Origin of the sequence: Sphingomonas sp. (assembly GCF_017744835.1) — a bacterium.
In the GTDB taxonomy this organism is placed as follows: Bacteria; Pseudomonadota; Alphaproteobacteria; order Sphingomonadales; family Sphingomonadaceae; genus Sphingomonas.
This window is the reverse complement of sequence record NZ_JAGIAM010000001.1, coordinates 679954-694611: the sequence shown is the minus strand read 5'-3', so window position 1 is coordinate 694611 and position 14658 is coordinate 679954. Positions and strand designations below refer to the sequence as shown.

The 14658-nt window shown below is 68.6% G+C and carries 14 protein-coding genes; all 14 read left to right on the top strand.

Going from position 1 to position 14658, the window contains the following annotated elements:
* The first annotated feature begins 9 nt into the window (after positions 1-9).
* Positions 10-204 carry a hypothetical protein gene (locus tag J7500_RS03215; protein ID WP_294059975.1) on the top strand — a complete coding sequence of 65 codons (195 nt, stop codon included), beginning with the start codon at positions 10-12 and terminating at the stop codon, positions 202-204.
* Between the two features lie 158 nt (positions 205-362).
* Positions 363-1682 carry a hypothetical protein gene (locus J7500_RS03210; protein ID WP_294059973.1) on the top strand — a complete coding sequence of 440 codons (1320 nt, stop codon included), beginning with the start codon at positions 363-365 and terminating at the stop codon, positions 1680-1682.
* A 4-nt stretch (positions 1683-1686) separates the two neighbouring features.
* Positions 1687-2541 carry a polysaccharide biosynthesis/export family protein gene (locus J7500_RS03205; protein ID WP_294059972.1) on the top strand — a complete coding sequence of 285 codons (855 nt, stop codon included), beginning with the start codon at positions 1687-1689 and terminating at the stop codon, positions 2539-2541.
* A 56-nt stretch (positions 2542-2597) separates the two neighbouring features.
* The gene (locus J7500_RS03200) at positions 2598-3950 is read left to right on the top strand and encodes an ATP-binding protein (protein ID WP_294059970.1); all 1353 of its coding nucleotides are present in this window, start codon (positions 2598-2600) and stop codon (positions 3948-3950) included.
* Complete coding sequence (locus J7500_RS03195; protein WP_294059969.1) at positions 3947-5302, top strand: GNVR domain-containing protein; 1356 nt, start codon at positions 3947-3949, stop codon at positions 5300-5302. Before J7500_RS03200 ends, J7500_RS03195 begins: the two co-directional genes overlap by 4 nt.
* Positions 5299-6060, top strand: coding sequence for a capsular biosynthesis protein (locus tag J7500_RS03190; protein WP_294059967.1), 762 nt, complete (start codon positions 5299-5301; stop codon positions 6058-6060). The genes J7500_RS03195 and J7500_RS03190 overlap by 4 nt, the downstream gene beginning before the upstream one ends.
* An 82-nt stretch (positions 6061-6142) precedes the next feature.
* Positions 6143-6910, top strand: coding sequence for a WecB/TagA/CpsF family glycosyltransferase (locus J7500_RS03185; protein WP_367112967.1), 768 nt, complete (start codon positions 6143-6145; stop codon positions 6908-6910).
* Positions 6903-8183 (top strand): polysaccharide biosynthesis protein, encoded by a 1281-nt coding sequence (locus tag J7500_RS03180; RefSeq protein WP_294059965.1) that lies wholly within the window; start codon positions 6903-6905, stop codon positions 8181-8183. The genes J7500_RS03185 and J7500_RS03180 overlap by 8 nt, the downstream gene beginning before the upstream one ends.
* Positions 8150-9592, top strand: a complete 1443-nt coding sequence (locus J7500_RS03175) for an O-antigen ligase (RefSeq protein ID WP_294060666.1) — start codon at positions 8150-8152, stop codon at positions 9590-9592. The genes J7500_RS03180 and J7500_RS03175 overlap by 34 nt, the downstream gene beginning before the upstream one ends.
* Positions 9589-10518 (top strand): glycosyltransferase, encoded by a 930-nt coding sequence (locus J7500_RS03170; RefSeq protein WP_294059964.1) that lies wholly within the window; start codon positions 9589-9591, stop codon positions 10516-10518. The genes J7500_RS03175 and J7500_RS03170 overlap by 4 nt, the downstream gene beginning before the upstream one ends.
* On the top strand, positions 10515-11474 hold the full coding sequence (locus J7500_RS03165; RefSeq protein WP_294059963.1) for a glycosyltransferase family 2 protein: 960 nt from the start codon (positions 10515-10517) through the stop codon (positions 11472-11474). Before J7500_RS03170 ends, J7500_RS03165 begins: the two co-directional genes overlap by 4 nt.
* Entirely contained in the window at positions 11475-12410 is a 936-nt protein-coding gene (locus tag J7500_RS03160; RefSeq protein WP_294059962.1) for a glycosyltransferase family 2 protein, read from the top strand. It abuts the gene before it with no gap.
* Positions 12407-13573 (top strand): endo-1,4-beta-xylanase, encoded by a 1167-nt coding sequence (locus J7500_RS03155; RefSeq protein WP_294059961.1) that lies wholly within the window; start codon positions 12407-12409, stop codon positions 13571-13573. The genes J7500_RS03160 and J7500_RS03155 overlap by 4 nt, the downstream gene beginning before the upstream one ends.
* A complete protein-coding gene (locus J7500_RS03150; protein ID WP_294059960.1) occupies positions 13570-14655 on the top strand; it encodes an acyltransferase in 1086 nt (361 codons plus the stop codon). The genes J7500_RS03155 and J7500_RS03150 overlap by 4 nt, the downstream gene beginning before the upstream one ends.
* Positions 14656-14658: the final 3 nt, after the last annotated feature.

Below are 14658 nucleotides of genomic sequence, written 5' to 3'. Positions count from 1 at the left end.
CTCGGAACGGTGGCAGAAAATCTGACGGCAGCACGCGATGCAGAGGCGCGTTCGATCGATCTGGCGCAGGCGGAGCCTTGGCTCCTCGCTGCGGAGTGGCGTGAGCCGCTGTACGAGCGCGTGATCCAGGCCGGATCGCGCCTAGCTGGCGTGGCGGCCTTTTTCGCGGCGCTCGGCGCGACGGGATATTGGCTGCTGGGCTGAGTTCGGCCGAACGGTTCGCCGCCCTTCCAAGGCGGTTCGTGGCGGAGACGCAACAAGCCGTGCTTGGCGCGCGACCAACGGTGGCCGCGCCGGTGGGCATCTACCCCCTTAAGCTATAGCATGACCTAATTGCTGCACTGCAATGAGGTCATGAGCGCGTGTTTTGCTCGGACGCCAGAGTATCGGGCGAAAAATCTTTCGCAGGCGCGGAAGAGCCGGGAGCGTTTTGCCCCCGTGCTTTTGCTGCACTGCACTATTGTCTGGCGACCGGGCTGCTGCTCGCCGCCGCACCCGCGGCGCATGCGCAGGAGCGGCCGCCGGAGCCCCCTCGGCCCGAGCAATCCGAACAGGCCGAGAAGCCGCAGACCGCGGGCCGGGCGCGGCCGATCGGGCAGGGAGCGGATCAGGGGCTTCGCGTCGATACGTCGCTGTCGGTCGTCTATGACGACAATGTCTACCGTGTCGATTCGCATGCCGAGAACCCGGTCGACGACCTGATCGTCACGCCGACGGTGGAGGTCAGCTACAATCGCGACGTCGGGCCGCGCAGCTTCCGCCTGCGCGGGCTGCTCGGCTATGATCAGTTCGTCTCCGAGACCGCGCGCAGCAAGCCGCGGATCGAGCTGGAGGGCACGGGCCGTTTCCTGATCGCGGGTACCTGTGCGGTCGCGCCCCAGGCGAGCTACCGCGAGCAGCGCGCCGATTATGGCGACATCAACAGCCGTGCCGAGAACTTGCAGCGCTATTCGACGCTGGGAGTCTCCGCGGATTGCGAGCGCCCCGGCTTTTATCCGGTCGCCGCATGGCGGCGCGATACGACGCGCAACGGCGACGGCTTCGAATATGCCGACCAGACCAGCAATCTCTATCGCGCCGGGCTCGGCTTCAGCCTTCCCAGCCTGGGGAAGGTCACCTGGTATTACGAGCATTTCGACAGCGACCGGCCCGAGCTCGTGGTGACCAATCGCGGCGATTCGGTCGGCATTGCGTATGATCGCTCGGTTTCGCCGCTCACTACGATCAATGCCGATCTGCGTTGGATGCGGGTGCGCAGCAGCGCCCCGGCGATCGCCGATTATAATGGGCCGGGCTGGACGTTGCGCGTCACCAACACTGCGATTCCGCGCGTCAAGCTCAGCGCATCGACCGAGCGGACGATCGTCAACGACAGCCTGATCGCCACGGGCTTCGCGGTGCGCACCGCGCATCGTCTCTCGGCCGAGCTGGGCCTGAGCGAGCTCACGTCGATCACGGCTTATGCCGACTTTTCCCGGCGGCAGTTCCGCCAGGACGCCGCGATCCGGCCGTTCAACTACACGCGCGATCGAACGAACCAGTTCGGTTTGATCGCGCAACGCAAGTTCACGGATCGCTTCGCGGCCGATCTCTCGGTCTCGCGGATCGATCGTTCGACCAACAGTGACGTATCAAACTATCGCGCCACCCAGGTGGCGCTTGGCGCAACCATGAGGTTCTGAACCGATGCGGTACAAATTCTTCCAGATCGGCCTGACCGTCACGGCGGCGCTGGCAGCGATGCCGGCGGGCGCGCAGACCCAGCTCGCGGCGGGCGCCGCCCCGCCGGCCATTCCCGCGGCGCCGACCGCTCCTCCGGCGGCGACTGGAGCCGGCACCGCTGCGCCCGCGGGTTATCGGCTTGGGCCGGACGACGAGATCAAGGTTTCGGTTTATGGCCAGCCCGACCTGTCGCTGATCACGCGGATCAAGGCGGACGGCAGCGTGCGCCTCGCGATGCTCGGCGCGGTCGATGCGCGCGGCAAGACCACCGCCGAGCTCGCCGATGCGATAGCCGGTGCCTATTCGCGCGGCGGCTATCTGCAGAACCCCTCGGTCAACGTCGAGGTCTCCCAATATGTGAGCCGCTTCGTCACCGTGCTCGGCAATGTGCCCCAGGCGGGCAATTATCCGCTCGACCGGCCCTATAGCGTCGCCGCGATGCTCGCGCGCGCCGGCGGCTCGACCACGAACGGTGCCAACGCCGTGATCCTGACCCCCGCCGACGGCAGTGGTCCGGTGCGCATCTCGCTTTCCGATCTGGGCGCAGGCGCGGGGCGCCAGCTCGCGCCCGGCGACATCCTTTTCGTGCCCCCGGCCGAGAAGGTCTATGTTTACGGCCAGGTTCAACAGCCCGGCGCTTTCAACTTCGCCGCCGGCCAGACCTTCCGCCAGGCGCTCGCGCTTGCCGGTGGCCCGACGCTCGCGGGCTCGACCAAGCGAATCAAGGTCCGCCGCGGCGGCAAGGAGATCGAGGGCGTGTCGCTCGACGACACCGTCCAGCCCGAGGATGTGCTGATCATCCGCGAGAAGCTGTTCTGACAAGCGAGAGGATGCCGCGAAGGCAAGTGGGGCGGCCACGTGTGGGAGAAGCGGCGATGAGTTTCAATTTTGCGCAATGGCTTCGCGCCCTGTTGGGCGGCGGAGCGGCAGCCGGCCGGAGGATACCCGATCCGGTCGACTATCCGATGCCGGGCGACGGGCTGGGGCAGGGAGAGGAGCGCGCGGCGATCCCGCTCTCCGCTGCGCATGCCGCGGCGGGCGTTCCCAACATCGCCTTTAGGCGGACGGCGGTGTTCACCACTTTCAACACGGCGGTGCCGGTCACCGACCGTCACGGGCTGGCCGGCCGCAAGCAGGAGCTGAGCCGGCTGGTCGACGCGGTGGTCAAGCAGCGCAAGCACGCGCTGGTCTTCGGCGCGCGCGGATCGGGCAAGACCTCGCTCGCGCGCGTGTTCGGCGATCTCGCCGACGAGGCCGGCTGCGTCGCGCTCTATGGATCGGCGAGCGCCGGCGACGACATCGACGCGATCTTCCGCCCCTTCCTGGGTGAGCTGCCGCTTCACCGCGGCACCGCGCCTATCGGCGAGCAGCCGATGAGCGTCCAGCAGCTCGCCAATCTCTTCGTCCAGGGCGTGGCGCAGCGTACCTTGCTGATCGTCGACGAGTTCGATCGCGTGGCGGGCGATCGCGCGCGGCACGACATGGCCGCGCTGCTCAAGCTGCTGTCCGACATGCACTCGCCGGTGCAGGTCGTGCTCGTCGGCATCGCCGGCAATGTCGACGGGCTGATCGCCGCGCATCCCTCGCTTCGCCGCCATCTCCACGCCCAGCCGGTGCCGCCGATCGAGCGCGACGACCTCGCCGGACTGCTCCGGCTTTGCGCCAGCCAGGCGGGGCTGAGCTTCGAGGAAGATGCGGCGCAGACGATCGTCTCCGCTGCGATCGGCTCGCCCTATCACGCCCGGCTGTTCGGCATGCATGCGGCGCTCGCCGCTGAGGCTGCGGAGCGCGAGCGGATCACGCTGGCCGATGCGCAGAAGGGGCTCACCGCCGCGCTCACCGAATGGGGCGAGCTCACGCCCGATCTGCGCGGGCTGTTCGCGCGCGCGCTCGCCGAGGGCGGCCCGCTGCGAGGCATGATCGCGCTCGCCGGCGTCCTCGCCGCGCATTCGCCGGTACTGACCTTCGAGCGGCTGGCCGAGGCGGGCACCGAGCTCTTCGGCGAATCGCTCGGCGGCTCGCCCGCGGTCGATCGCACGATCGGCCTGATCGCCCCGGCGCTCAGCGAAACTCCGGTGCCCGGCGAGTTCCAGTTCGAGGATTCGCTCTCGCCCCAGTTCCTCGTGCTGATGGCCAATGGCGCGGCCGGCCGCCCCGCCGCGGCGCCCGCCGTCCGGCGCGAGACCGCCGAAGCGCGCGAACTCTTGCAGGGAGTGAGTGGACTATGACCGTCAAGGCAGCCGATCTCGTCGCGGCGATCAGGGCGCGCTGGCTGGTGGTCGCCGCGGTAGGCGGGGCGCTGTTCCTGCTCGTCGCCGCGATCGCCTTCGTCCAGCCGCGCCAGTATCTCGCCAGCTCGTCGCTGATGCTCGACCTGTCGCAGACCGATCCGACCGACAGTACCCAGCAGCAGCAGGCGCGCGTCGAGACCGATTCCGTCATCGCCACGCAGGTGGACCTCATCCGCAGCGCCAAGGTGATCGACGCGGTCGCCCAGCAGGCGGGCTTCGTCGAGCAGACGCCGGCCGACCTCGCTCCCGAGGCGCGGCTCCAGCAAGCCGCCGCGCGCGTCCGCGCCGGGCTCAACGTCGCCACCGGGCGGCAGAGCAACGTCCTCCAGATCCAGTATCTCGATCCGGATCCGCAGGTGGCGGCCAAGGTCGCGAACCTCACCGCGCAGATCTACATGCGCGAGCAGGTGGCGCTGCGTGCGTCGGCGGCGCAGGGCTCGGCCTCGTGGTTCGAGGCGCGCACCGCCGATGTGCGGCGGCGCTACGAGCTGGCGCAGAAGCGCCTCTCCGACTTCCAGCGTGCCAACGACATCATCGGCATCAACCGCATGGATCTCGAGGCGGAGAAGCTCAAGAATCTCTCCGCGCACCTCGTCCAGGCCCAGGCCGACGCCGCCGCAGCGCACTCCAAGTCGGGCTCGGCCAAGGTGGCGGAAGTCGCATCGTCGCTGGTCGTGCAGAACATCGAGGAAGCGGTCGCCACTCAGGCCGGCAAGGTCGCCGAGCTGAGCAAGACGCTCGGACCGAACCATCCGCAGATGGCTGCGGCCAAGGCCGAGCTCGCGGAGCTGCGCGGCAAGCTCGGCGAGGCGCGCGCCAATCAGGCGGCGTCGATGACCGCCAACAGCAGCGCTGCCGGCCGCCGCGAGGGCGAGCTGCGCGGCGAGATGTCGCGGCAGGAAGACAGCATGATCCGCATGTCGGGCGTGCAGGACCAGCTGATGGTCCTCCAGCGCGATGTCGAGGCGGCACGCCAGACCTATGACACGGTCCGCCAGCGCTTCAACGAAGCCGCACTCAAGAGCCAGATCTCGCAGCCCAATGCGAGCTTGCTCGACGAGGCCAGCGTGCCGCTCTTCCCTGCCAAGCCCAATCTGCCGCTCTGGCTCGTCGCCGGCATCGCGCTCGGGCTGCTCGCCGGGATCGCCGCGGTCGTGCTGAGCGAGATCCTGCGGCCGCGGGTGCGCACCGCCAGCGGGCTTGCGGCATCGACCGAAGTCGAAGTGATCGCCGATCTTTCCAACGATACCGGCCCCGGCTGGTTCGCGTCACGACAGGAGGCCGCATGAGGCTGCGTTCCACTGCGGGTGTGAACCCGCTGCTTGCCGATCCCTCGGTGCTCCACACCGGCGGGCTCGAGGGCGATCCCGCCGCCACGCCGGCCAATCTGCCGCTGCTCGCGCCCGGCGACGCGCGCGTCGATCCGCTCGTCGCGGCGGCATTCGATGCCGGCGATCCCTATGTCGCCAAGGTTCGTAAGGTGCGCGCCAAGCTGCTCGCCGCGGCGCGCGAGACAGGCGGGATCGACGGCCGGCTTCGGCTGGCGCTGCTCTCGCTTCATGCGGGGGACGAGGCGTCGATCCTCTCCGCCAATCTTGCGACCGTGCTCGCGCAGATGGACGGGCCGACGATCGTCGCCGACGCCGACATTGAGCAGCCGACGCTCGACCGGCTGCTGCGCCTGCCCAACAGCATCGGGCTCGCCGAGCAGCTCTCGGGCATGGCGCTGCGGCTGCCCGTGGTGCCGACTGCGATCGAGCGGCTGTGGCTGATGCCGGCGGGCCAGGCGCATAATGGCGCGGCCAGCCTGGTCGAGAAGGGCTCGCTGGCCGAGGCGGCCGATCGCTGGAACCTGCCCCCCGCCAATCTGCTCGTCCATCTGGCCGAGCGGCCGCGCGGCACCACGGCGTTCGGCAACATCCTCGAGAAGTTCGACGCGGTCGTGCTCGTCGTGCGGCGCGGCGTCACGCCCGTCGCCGAGATGCGCCGCATCATCGACGACCTCGATCGCCATCATGTGCCCATCGCCGGGACCGTGATGCACTGAGTTGCCGCAAGGCACTGACGGAAAAGGGAATAGCATGCAGGGAAATGCTGCATCGATCGAGTTGCCGCTGCACGGCCGCGGTATGGGCGAGGGGCGCGCGGTCGAGAGCGTGCGGATCGGCGGCGTGCCGGTCTCGACGCTGTCGCTGAACGCACTGATCGAGAAGATGCTGGCCGAGGCGCCCGCGCGCCGCGCCGCCGGCCGCTCGCCCTGGCTGGTGTTCGACTGCAACGGCCACGGCCTCTCGCTCAATGCCACCGACCCTGCGTTCCGCGCCGACCTGGCGCAGGCCGACTTGATCCACGCCGACGGGCAGGTGATTGTCGCCGCCTCGCGCCGTTTCGCCCCCGCGCCGATCGCCGACCGCTCGAGCACCACCGACATGTTCATCGACAGCCTGCCCGGCGCGGCGGCGCGCAAGGTGCGCTACTTCTTGCTCGGCGGCACCGAGCAAGTGAACGCCGATTGCGCCGCGCGCATCACCGCGGACACCCCCGGCCTCGAACTCGCCGGCCGCCGCAACGGCTTCTGGAACCCCGAAGAAGAAGCTGCGGTGATCGACGCGATCAACGCCACCGAGCCTGATGTGCTCTGGGTCGGCACCGGCAAGCCGCGCGAGCAGGCCTTCTGCGTGCGCAACCGGGACCGGATCAAGGCCGGCTGGATCGTCACCTGCGGCGGGCTCTTCAACTATATCACCGGCGATTATCCACGCGCGCCGCAATGGATGCAGGACGCCGGGCTCGAATGGCTCCACCGGATGGCAACCAATCCGCGGCACCTGGCGTGGCGCTATCTCACCACCAATCCCCACGCGCTCTGGCTGATCTGGAAGCACCGCAATGGCTGAGGCATCCGCCTTGCCGCTGGAGAAGAAGCCGCTGCGCGCCACGCTCGCGCGCTTCGGGCTGGCGAGCATGTCCTCGGCCGCAGTGTCGGTCAGCCACCTGCTCGTCCAGCTCGTCTCGGTACGGCGGCTGGAGGCGGCCGAGATCGGTACGCTCGCCTTCCTGCTGGTCATCATCCAGTTCGGCTACAGCCTGTCCAACGCGCTGGTCTCGACGCCTTATGCACTTGCGGTCAACCAGCGCCGCGAAGGCGATGAAGCGGGCTTCGACTTCTTCTATCCGATCAACTTGCTGCTCGCCGCTTCGCAGGGGCTGGTCTGCGCGGGCATCGGCTGGGCGATGGCAGGGCCCGGCGCGGCTGCCGCGTTCGGCGTGGCGGGCTTCGCCTCGCTGCTGCGCTGGTTCGGCCGCGCCAACGCCTATGCGCATCACAGCCCGGGCGGCGCCGCCGTGTCGGACGTCGTCTATGCGGTCTGCGTCGTCGCCGGCGTCGGCGCCACCTTGGTGATCGAGGCTCGGATCGAGCTTTTCGGCGCTGTGATCGCCACTGCGGGGCTGATCGGCCTGCTGCCCTTCGGCCTGCACTTCCTTGCCCGGCACCGCCCGGTCGGGATCGGGCGCGCGCTCGCCGCCTATCGCCCGGTGTGGCAGCGCCAGTCGGCCTGGACGCTGATCGGCGTGATCACCACCGAGGCGACGAGCAACGCGCACAGCTATATCGTCACGGCGCTCGCCGGCCCCGCCGCCTTCGCGCCGATCGCCGTCGGCATGCTCTTCTTCCGGCCGGTCAATGTCTGCATCACTGCGCTCACCCAGCTCGAGCGGCCGCGCATGGCGCGGGCGATCGGGCGCGGCGACGAGCGCGCGGCGCAGGGGTCGGCGCGTGCCTTCCTGGCGGCGCTCGCCGTGATCTGGGCAGGCACGGCGATGCTCGCCGCGGCCATCCTCTGGGAATTCCCGCACCTGCTGATCAAGCCGACGCTGTCGCTTCAGACGGTGATGATCGCCGTCGCGCTGTGCGCGCTGCTGTCGCTGGTCCAGTGCCTCCAGGCGCCGATCAGCGTGCTGACCCAGGCGCGCGGCGCTTTCCGCCCGCTCGCCGGCACCAGCATGCGGAGCTGCTTCGTCGGTTTGGTGGCGGTGCTCGCGCTCGCGCTCACGGCGCCTGCCGTGGCGACGATCGCCGGCGTGGTGCTCGCGCAGCTGGTGATGATGCTCGGCATCTATCGGCTCGATCGCCGCTGGCGCGCCGCGGGCGCGGAGGCCGGGCAATGAGCCTCGCCGCCCCCTGGAGCCGCGGGCGGACGCTGGAGCGCTCGCCGCGCGCCGCTGCCGGCAGCGAGCGCGCCGTCGCGCTGATCCCGGTCGCGCAGTTCGTCTATTTCATCTTCCTGATGCTGATCTTCATCGGCCAGCAGCCCTTCTCCTCGCGCAATCAGGAACAGCTGGTCGCGATGGCGGCGAACAACGACGGGTCGGACCCGTTCAAACAAGCCTTCTTCATCGGCTTCGCCCTGGTGCTGACGCTGATCGAGCTGAGCCGCCGCTACGAGCTCAAATACCGTTTCACTTATTGGCCGCTGCTCCTCATGCTGGTCTGGTTCCTGATCAGCTGCAGCTGGGGCGTCGACCCCTTCGTCTCGTTCAAGCGCGTGATGCAGCAGGTGATCGTGATCTACATCACCTTCCTCTCGCTAGCGCTGCTCGGGCCCGAGCGGCTCTATCGCACGCTGGTGGCGGCGCTGGTGCTGTCGCTGCTGATCTGCTGGATCTCGCTGCCGCTCACGCCCAACGCGGTCCACCCGCCGACCGAGAGCGACAAGGCGCTGATCGGCGCGTGGCGCGGCTTCTTCTTCCACAAGAACATCGCCGGCGCAGTGATGGCGCTCACCTTCGTCGTGACGGCGCACGCCTTCTTCACCACGCGCAAATGGTATTATGCGCTCTTCTCGGTGATGGCCTTCATTTTCGTGGTGGGGACCAAGAGCAAGACCTCGCTCGCGCTCTGCTTCGCCATCCTCGCGGTCAGCTCGGTCTATCGCTTCCTCAGCCAGAGCGTCGCCAGGCGCGCGGTGCTGCTCCTGCTCGTCGGGGTCGGCATGCTGATGTTCCTGGCGCTCTACATCGCCTTTCAGCCGCTGATCGAACGGCTGTTCGCGGATCCCACCTCGTTCACCGGACGCGTATCGATCTGGCAGGTGGCGATCGATTACCTCGCCGACCATCCCTATCTCGGCGCGGGGTTCGGCGGCTTCTGGCAGGTGGGCGAGAATTCGCCCGCGCACGCCTATCTCAACCAGCAATTCCAGATGCTGACCGCCCACTCGCACAATGGCTATCTGGAGATCCTCGTCACCACGGGCCCGGTCGGGCTGGTGCTGCTCCTCGTCTCCTTCGTCGTGCTGCCGGCCTGGTGGTTCCTCACGGGTGCCACGAAGGAGAATGTCACGCTCCTCGCGACCTCGTTCGCGATCTGGAGCTTCGTGATCTACCAGAACCTGCTCGAGACCAGCTTCTTCGACAAGGATCGCCAGGTCTGGGTGATCTTCCTCGCCGCGATCGCGATCGCTCACGCCTCGTACAAGACCGCTGAGCGCACCGACTGGAACCGCAGCACCGGGCAGGTGCGGCGCGGGTCGGGCTGGTCGCGGCTGGCGAACGCCAGGACGGGGGCCGCGCAATGACCGACGTCGCAATCTGCATCGCCACCTGCCGCCGCCCGCAAGGGCTGCGCCGGACGCTCGAATCGCTGGCCGCGCTCGACACCGAGCGCGACGTCACCGTGGTCGTCGCCGACAATGACGCCGAAGGGCGCGAGGGGATCGCGGCGGTCGAGGCGCTCAAGCGCGCTGGCTATCGCTGGCCGCTCATTGCGATGACCGTCGCCGAGCGCGGCATCCCCCAGGTCCGCAACGCACTGGTCCGGACCGCCCTGGCGCTCCCGCATGTCCGCTTCGTCGCGATGCTCGACGACGACGAGGCCGCCGAGCCCGGCTGGCTGCACGCGATGCTCGCCTGCCAGGCCGCGACCCATGCCGATGTCGTCGGCGGGGCGGTGTTACGCGCGCTCGAAGGCGAGGTGCCGCCCTGGGCGGCCTCGCACCCGCTGCTCCAGCCCAAGACCCGTGGGCAATCGGGCGTGGTCCCGCTGGTCGAGAGCACCGCCAACGTGCTGATCGACGCCGAGGCGCTGCGCGCGATGGGCGATGCGCCGTTCGATGAGGCGATGGCGCTCACCGGCGGGTCGGACAAGCAACTGTTCACGCGGATGCAGCGCGCCGGCCGCCGCTTCGCCTGGGCGGAAGACGCGCGCGTGACCGAACTGATCCCGGCGAGCCGCATCACGTCCAAATGGCTGCTGATGCGCGGCTACCGGATCGGGATGACCGACATGATCACCACCATTACGCACGAGGGCACGCTGAAGGCCGCCCGGTCCGAAGCGCACCGCATCGTCGGCGGCTTCGTCGTCGGATCGCTGGGTGCCGCGCTGACGCTCGACAAGGGCAAGCGCATCGTCCGGCTCGGGCAAGCATATCGCGCGGCGGGCAAGGTCGCCGCCCTCACCGGCCATCGTTACGAGGAATATCGCAAGGTGCACGGCGCATGACTCAGCTTCCCCCAGCCCCGGCCGGCGCGAAGCCCGTCTTCTCGGTGGTGATTCCCCTTTACAATCGTGCTGCCATCGTCGGCCAGACGATCCGCTCGGTGCTCGACCAGGACTTTCAGGATTTCGAGATCATCGTCGTGGACGACGGGTCGAAGGACGATCCCGAGCCGGTGGTCGCCGCCTTCGGTGACCCGCGCATCCGCTATCTCCGCCAGGCGAACGCGGGCGGCGGCGCGGCGCGCAACCGGGGGATCGAGGCGGCGCGCGGCCATTATGTCGCCTTCCTCGATTCGGACGACCAGTTCCTTCCCGACAAGCTCTCGATCATGGCGGCGGCGCTGCCTTATGACGAGGAGACCGTCCTCTATTCGCAGATGCAGGTCGATCGTGGTGTCGACCGTTACTGGGTGCGCCCCGATCGCGGTATCCGCGAGGGCGAGGACGTCGGCGAATATCTGTTCTGCGCCAACCAGTTCATGCAGACCTCGACCTTGGTGGTGCCGGCCGGGCTTGCCAAGCGCGTGCGCTTCGATCCCGCGCTCAAGAAGGGCCAGGACCTCGATTTCGCGGTGCGGCTCCAGGTCGAGGGCGGGCGCTTCCGGATGATCGAGCAGCCGCTCACCATCTGGCTCGATGCGACCGAGGTCGGGCGGACCTCCTATGTCCGGGGCTATGAGACCTCGCTCGACTGGCTCGAGCGCTGCGGCCATCTGCTCACCGAGCGCGCGCGCCACGGCTATCGCGCGACCGTGCTCGCCTACCACATGGCGCCGATCCGGCCGCTCGCCACGATCCGCGAGCTGGTGCGCGGGCTGTTCTTCGGGCGGGTGCCGCCGCGCATCCTCGCTCGCCAGCTGCTGCGTTCCTACCTGCCCAAGTCGTTCTACCGATCGCTCGTCAACCAGTTCGTCCACCGCTTCGGCAAGGCCGAGGCGCTGTCGGAAGGGGGGAAATAGATGGCGCCCGAGACCGAAGGACCTCTCTTCACGGTCGTGATCCCGACCTACAACCGCCGCGACGCGGTGGTCGAGGCGGTCCGCTCGGCTCTGGGGCAGAGCGTCGCCGACATCGAGGTGATCGTGGTCGACGACGGCTCGACTGACGGCACGCCCAGCGCGATCGCCGCGATCGGCGACCTGCGCATCCATGTTATCGTCCAGGATAATGCCGGCGCAGCCGCCGCCCGCAACCGCGGCATCGCCTATGCGCGCGGCCGCTATGTCGCCTTCCTCGATTCGGACGACCGCTTCCTTCCCGACCATCTGGCGGATCTGCTGCCGCTGCTCGCGCAGGGCGACGATGTGGTCGCCTACAGCCGGGTGATCGTCGATCGCGGCTCGGGCCGGCGTTTCCTCAAGCCGTTTCGCGAGATCCACAAGGGCGAGGGTGTCGATCGCTATCTGATGTGCGAGCGCGGCTTCATCCAGACGAGCAGCATGGCGCTCCGCCGCACGCTTGCGGCCTCGGTGCGCTACCGCGAGGATGTCGGCTTCGGGGACGATACGGATTTTGCGGTACGCCTGTCGCTGGCCGGCGCGCGCTTCCTGATGGCTGCGAAGGCTACGGTGGTCTGGGCTGACCGCCGCACTGAGAACCGGCTGTCGCAGGTGCGCTCGAACATCGGCAACCTTGCCTGGCTGAGCGACCTCAAGCCGCACATTTCGGCGCGCGCCTATTCGGCCTATATGGGCTGGCACGCCGCCAAGAGCGTGTGGCCCACCAGCCGCCGCACGGCGCTCGGCTATTATTTCAACGCGATCCGCCACGGCGCCTTCCGCCCCGGCCTGGCACTGGTGGTCCTGCTACAGATCATCGTGCCCGACGGAGCCTATCGCCGCCTCGCCGATCGCTGGGTCGCGCTCACCGCGCGGTTCCGGAGCTATCGGATATGAAGCGGCGCGCCTTCATCGCGGGCGCGGCGGCCGCCGCCAGCGTGCCGCTTCGGTCGAGCGCGCAGCCCTATGTGCCGCCAGCGCCCGACACCAGCGGGCCTGGGCTTGACGCACGGGCGCGCCGCAGCGGCCGGCACTTCGGCTGCGCGATCAAGTCGAGCCAGCTCGCAAAGGATCCCGCCTTCACCCAGGCAGTGCTGCGCGAGGCGGGCGTGATCGTGCAGGAATATGAGCTCAAGCGCCATGTCACCCAGCCGGCGCCGGGCAGATATGATTTCAGCGGCAACGACAGGCTGATCGCCTTCGCCCAGGAGCATGGGCTCGCGGCGCGCGGGCACACACTAGTCTGGTACGCGATGAACCCGCCCTGGCTCCAGGCTGCGCTGCCCAGAGCGAACGTGCGCGGCAAGGAAGAGCTGCTCGGCGGCTACATCCAGACCGCGATGCGCCGCTATGCCGGCAAGATCAGCGAGTGGGACGTCGTCAACGAACCCGTCGAACCCAAGGAAGGCCGCCCCGACGGACTCCGCGCCAAGAACATCTGGGCCGAGGCGTTCGGCGAGCGATACATCGACATGGCCTTCCACATCGCCCGCGAAGCGGACCCGCGCGCGCGGTTGTTCCTTACCGATTTCGGGCTCGAGCACGCCTCACGCCGCTGCGCCGAGCGGCGCAAGGCGATACTCGGCCTGCTCGAACGCGCGCTGGGGCGCGGCGTGCCGATCGACGCGCTTGGCATCCAGGGCCACCTCAAGCCCTTTCGCGAGCAGTTCGATGAACGCACCTTCGCCGATTTCCTCGACGAGGTCCGCGGGATGGGGCTGCACATCGCGATCACCGAGCTCGACATCGCCGATCGCGGCGGCCCCGCAGACGTCGAGCCGCGCGACGCCCAGGTGGCGGCGGTGGGACGTGCCTTCCTGGATGTCGCGCTCGCCAACCCCGCGGTGGGATCTGTGCTGAGCTGGGGACTGTCCGATCGCTACTCCTGGCTTTCCACTACCCCTGAGTATCGCTGGCCCGACGGCCAGCCGTCGCGCGGGTTGCCGCTCGACGCGCAGCTCCACCGCAAGCGGTTGTGGGCCGAGATGGCCGCCGCCTTCGATGCCGCGCCGGTGCGCGCCGCAGCCACGAACCGTTTGCCAAAGGGAGTATCCGCATGAGGATCGCGCCGCTCACGGGTCTCCGCGGCATCGCCGCCGTGGCCGTGATGCTCTACCACATCCCGCACGCGCCGGCGTTCCACGCCTATGCGGTCCCGCTCTTCTCGCGCGCCTATCTGTGCGTCGACCTGTTCTTCATCCTCAGCGGTTTCGTCATCTCGATCGGCTATCACGAGCGCGTTGTGAAGCACCTCGCGACATCGAGCTATGGCGACTTCCTGCTCAATCGCATGGCGCGCGTCTGGCCGCTGCACTTCGTGGTCGCGCTCGTCTTCTTGGTGCGAATGCTGCTCAACGTGTCGGGCGAGCAGGGCGTGCCGCTCACGTCCGCCAATCTCTTCACCAATCTGCTGATGATCGAGAGCTGGGGCTGGGGCACGCAGCCGCTCGCCGGCAATGCCTGGTCGGTCAGCACCGAGCTGGTCGCCTATTTACTCTATCCGCTGGTGGCGATCCTCGCCTTCTCGCGGCTCGCCTGGGCAGAGGGGCTGCTGGCGGTGCTGCTGCTGGCGCTCGTCGCCATGCTGGGGCACGGATCGCGCGGACCGCTGGACGTCAACGACAGCGACACGATCCTGCCGGTGCTCCGCTGCCTCGCCGGCTTCTCGCTGGGGGTGATTGCCTATCGCGTCGTGCGGCACCCGCGCTGCGAGCAACTGCTGCGCGGCGAGCGCGGCTTCCTCGCCGCCTGCGCGCTGCTCGTCGTCGCCTTCCTTGTTCCGCGGGGCGACGTGCTGGTCGCTCTTGCTTTCGTCCCGGTCGTGATCGCCTGCTATTACGACAGCCGCAGCTCGCGTGCGCTGCTCGCCAATCCCTTGGTCTTCCACCTCGGGCTGATCAGCTATTCGATCTATCTGTGGCACCCGCTGGTGCGCGACATCGCCGCGCGCGGCATGGGGATAGCGCATCGCCACGGGATCACTGGCCTCGACTGGACCTTGGTCCTGGCCACGCTCTTCGCGACCTGGCTGCTCTGCTGGGCGAGCTACCGGCTGGTCGAGGTGCCCGGGCACCGCTTGATCAAGCGGCTCGAGCGGCGCGACATGCGACCCCGCATGCCGCTCCAGCAGGCCGCGGAATAGGCG

Coding starts and splice junctions, on each gene's coding strand:
- J7500_RS03170 (WP_294059964.1), top strand. CDS start 9,589: ATGACCGACGTCGCAATCTGCATCGCCACCTGCCGCCGCCCGCAAGGG.
- J7500_RS03165 (WP_294059963.1), top strand. CDS start 10,515: ATGACTCAGCTTCCCCCAGCCCCGGCCGGCGCGAAGCCCGTCTTCTCG.
- J7500_RS03185 (WP_367112967.1), top strand. CDS start 6,143: ATGGGCGAGGGGCGCGCGGTCGAGAGCGTGCGGATCGGCGGCGTGCCG.
- J7500_RS03160 (WP_294059962.1), top strand. CDS start 11,475: ATGGCGCCCGAGACCGAAGGACCTCTCTTCACGGTCGTGATCCCGACC.
- J7500_RS03200 (WP_294059970.1), top strand. CDS start 2,598: ATGAGTTTCAATTTTGCGCAATGGCTTCGCGCCCTGTTGGGCGGCGGA.
- J7500_RS03195 (WP_294059969.1), top strand. CDS start 3,947: ATGACCGTCAAGGCAGCCGATCTCGTCGCGGCGATCAGGGCGCGCTGG.
- J7500_RS03205 (WP_294059972.1), top strand. CDS start 1,687: ATGCGGTACAAATTCTTCCAGATCGGCCTGACCGTCACGGCGGCGCTG.
- J7500_RS03180 (WP_294059965.1), top strand. CDS start 6,903: ATGGCTGAGGCATCCGCCTTGCCGCTGGAGAAGAAGCCGCTGCGCGCC.
- J7500_RS03190 (WP_294059967.1), top strand. CDS start 5,299: ATGAGGCTGCGTTCCACTGCGGGTGTGAACCCGCTGCTTGCCGATCCC.
- J7500_RS03150 (WP_294059960.1), top strand. CDS start 13,570: ATGAGGATCGCGCCGCTCACGGGTCTCCGCGGCATCGCCGCCGTGGCC.
- J7500_RS03155 (WP_294059961.1), top strand. CDS start 12,407: ATGAAGCGGCGCGCCTTCATCGCGGGCGCGGCGGCCGCCGCCAGCGTG.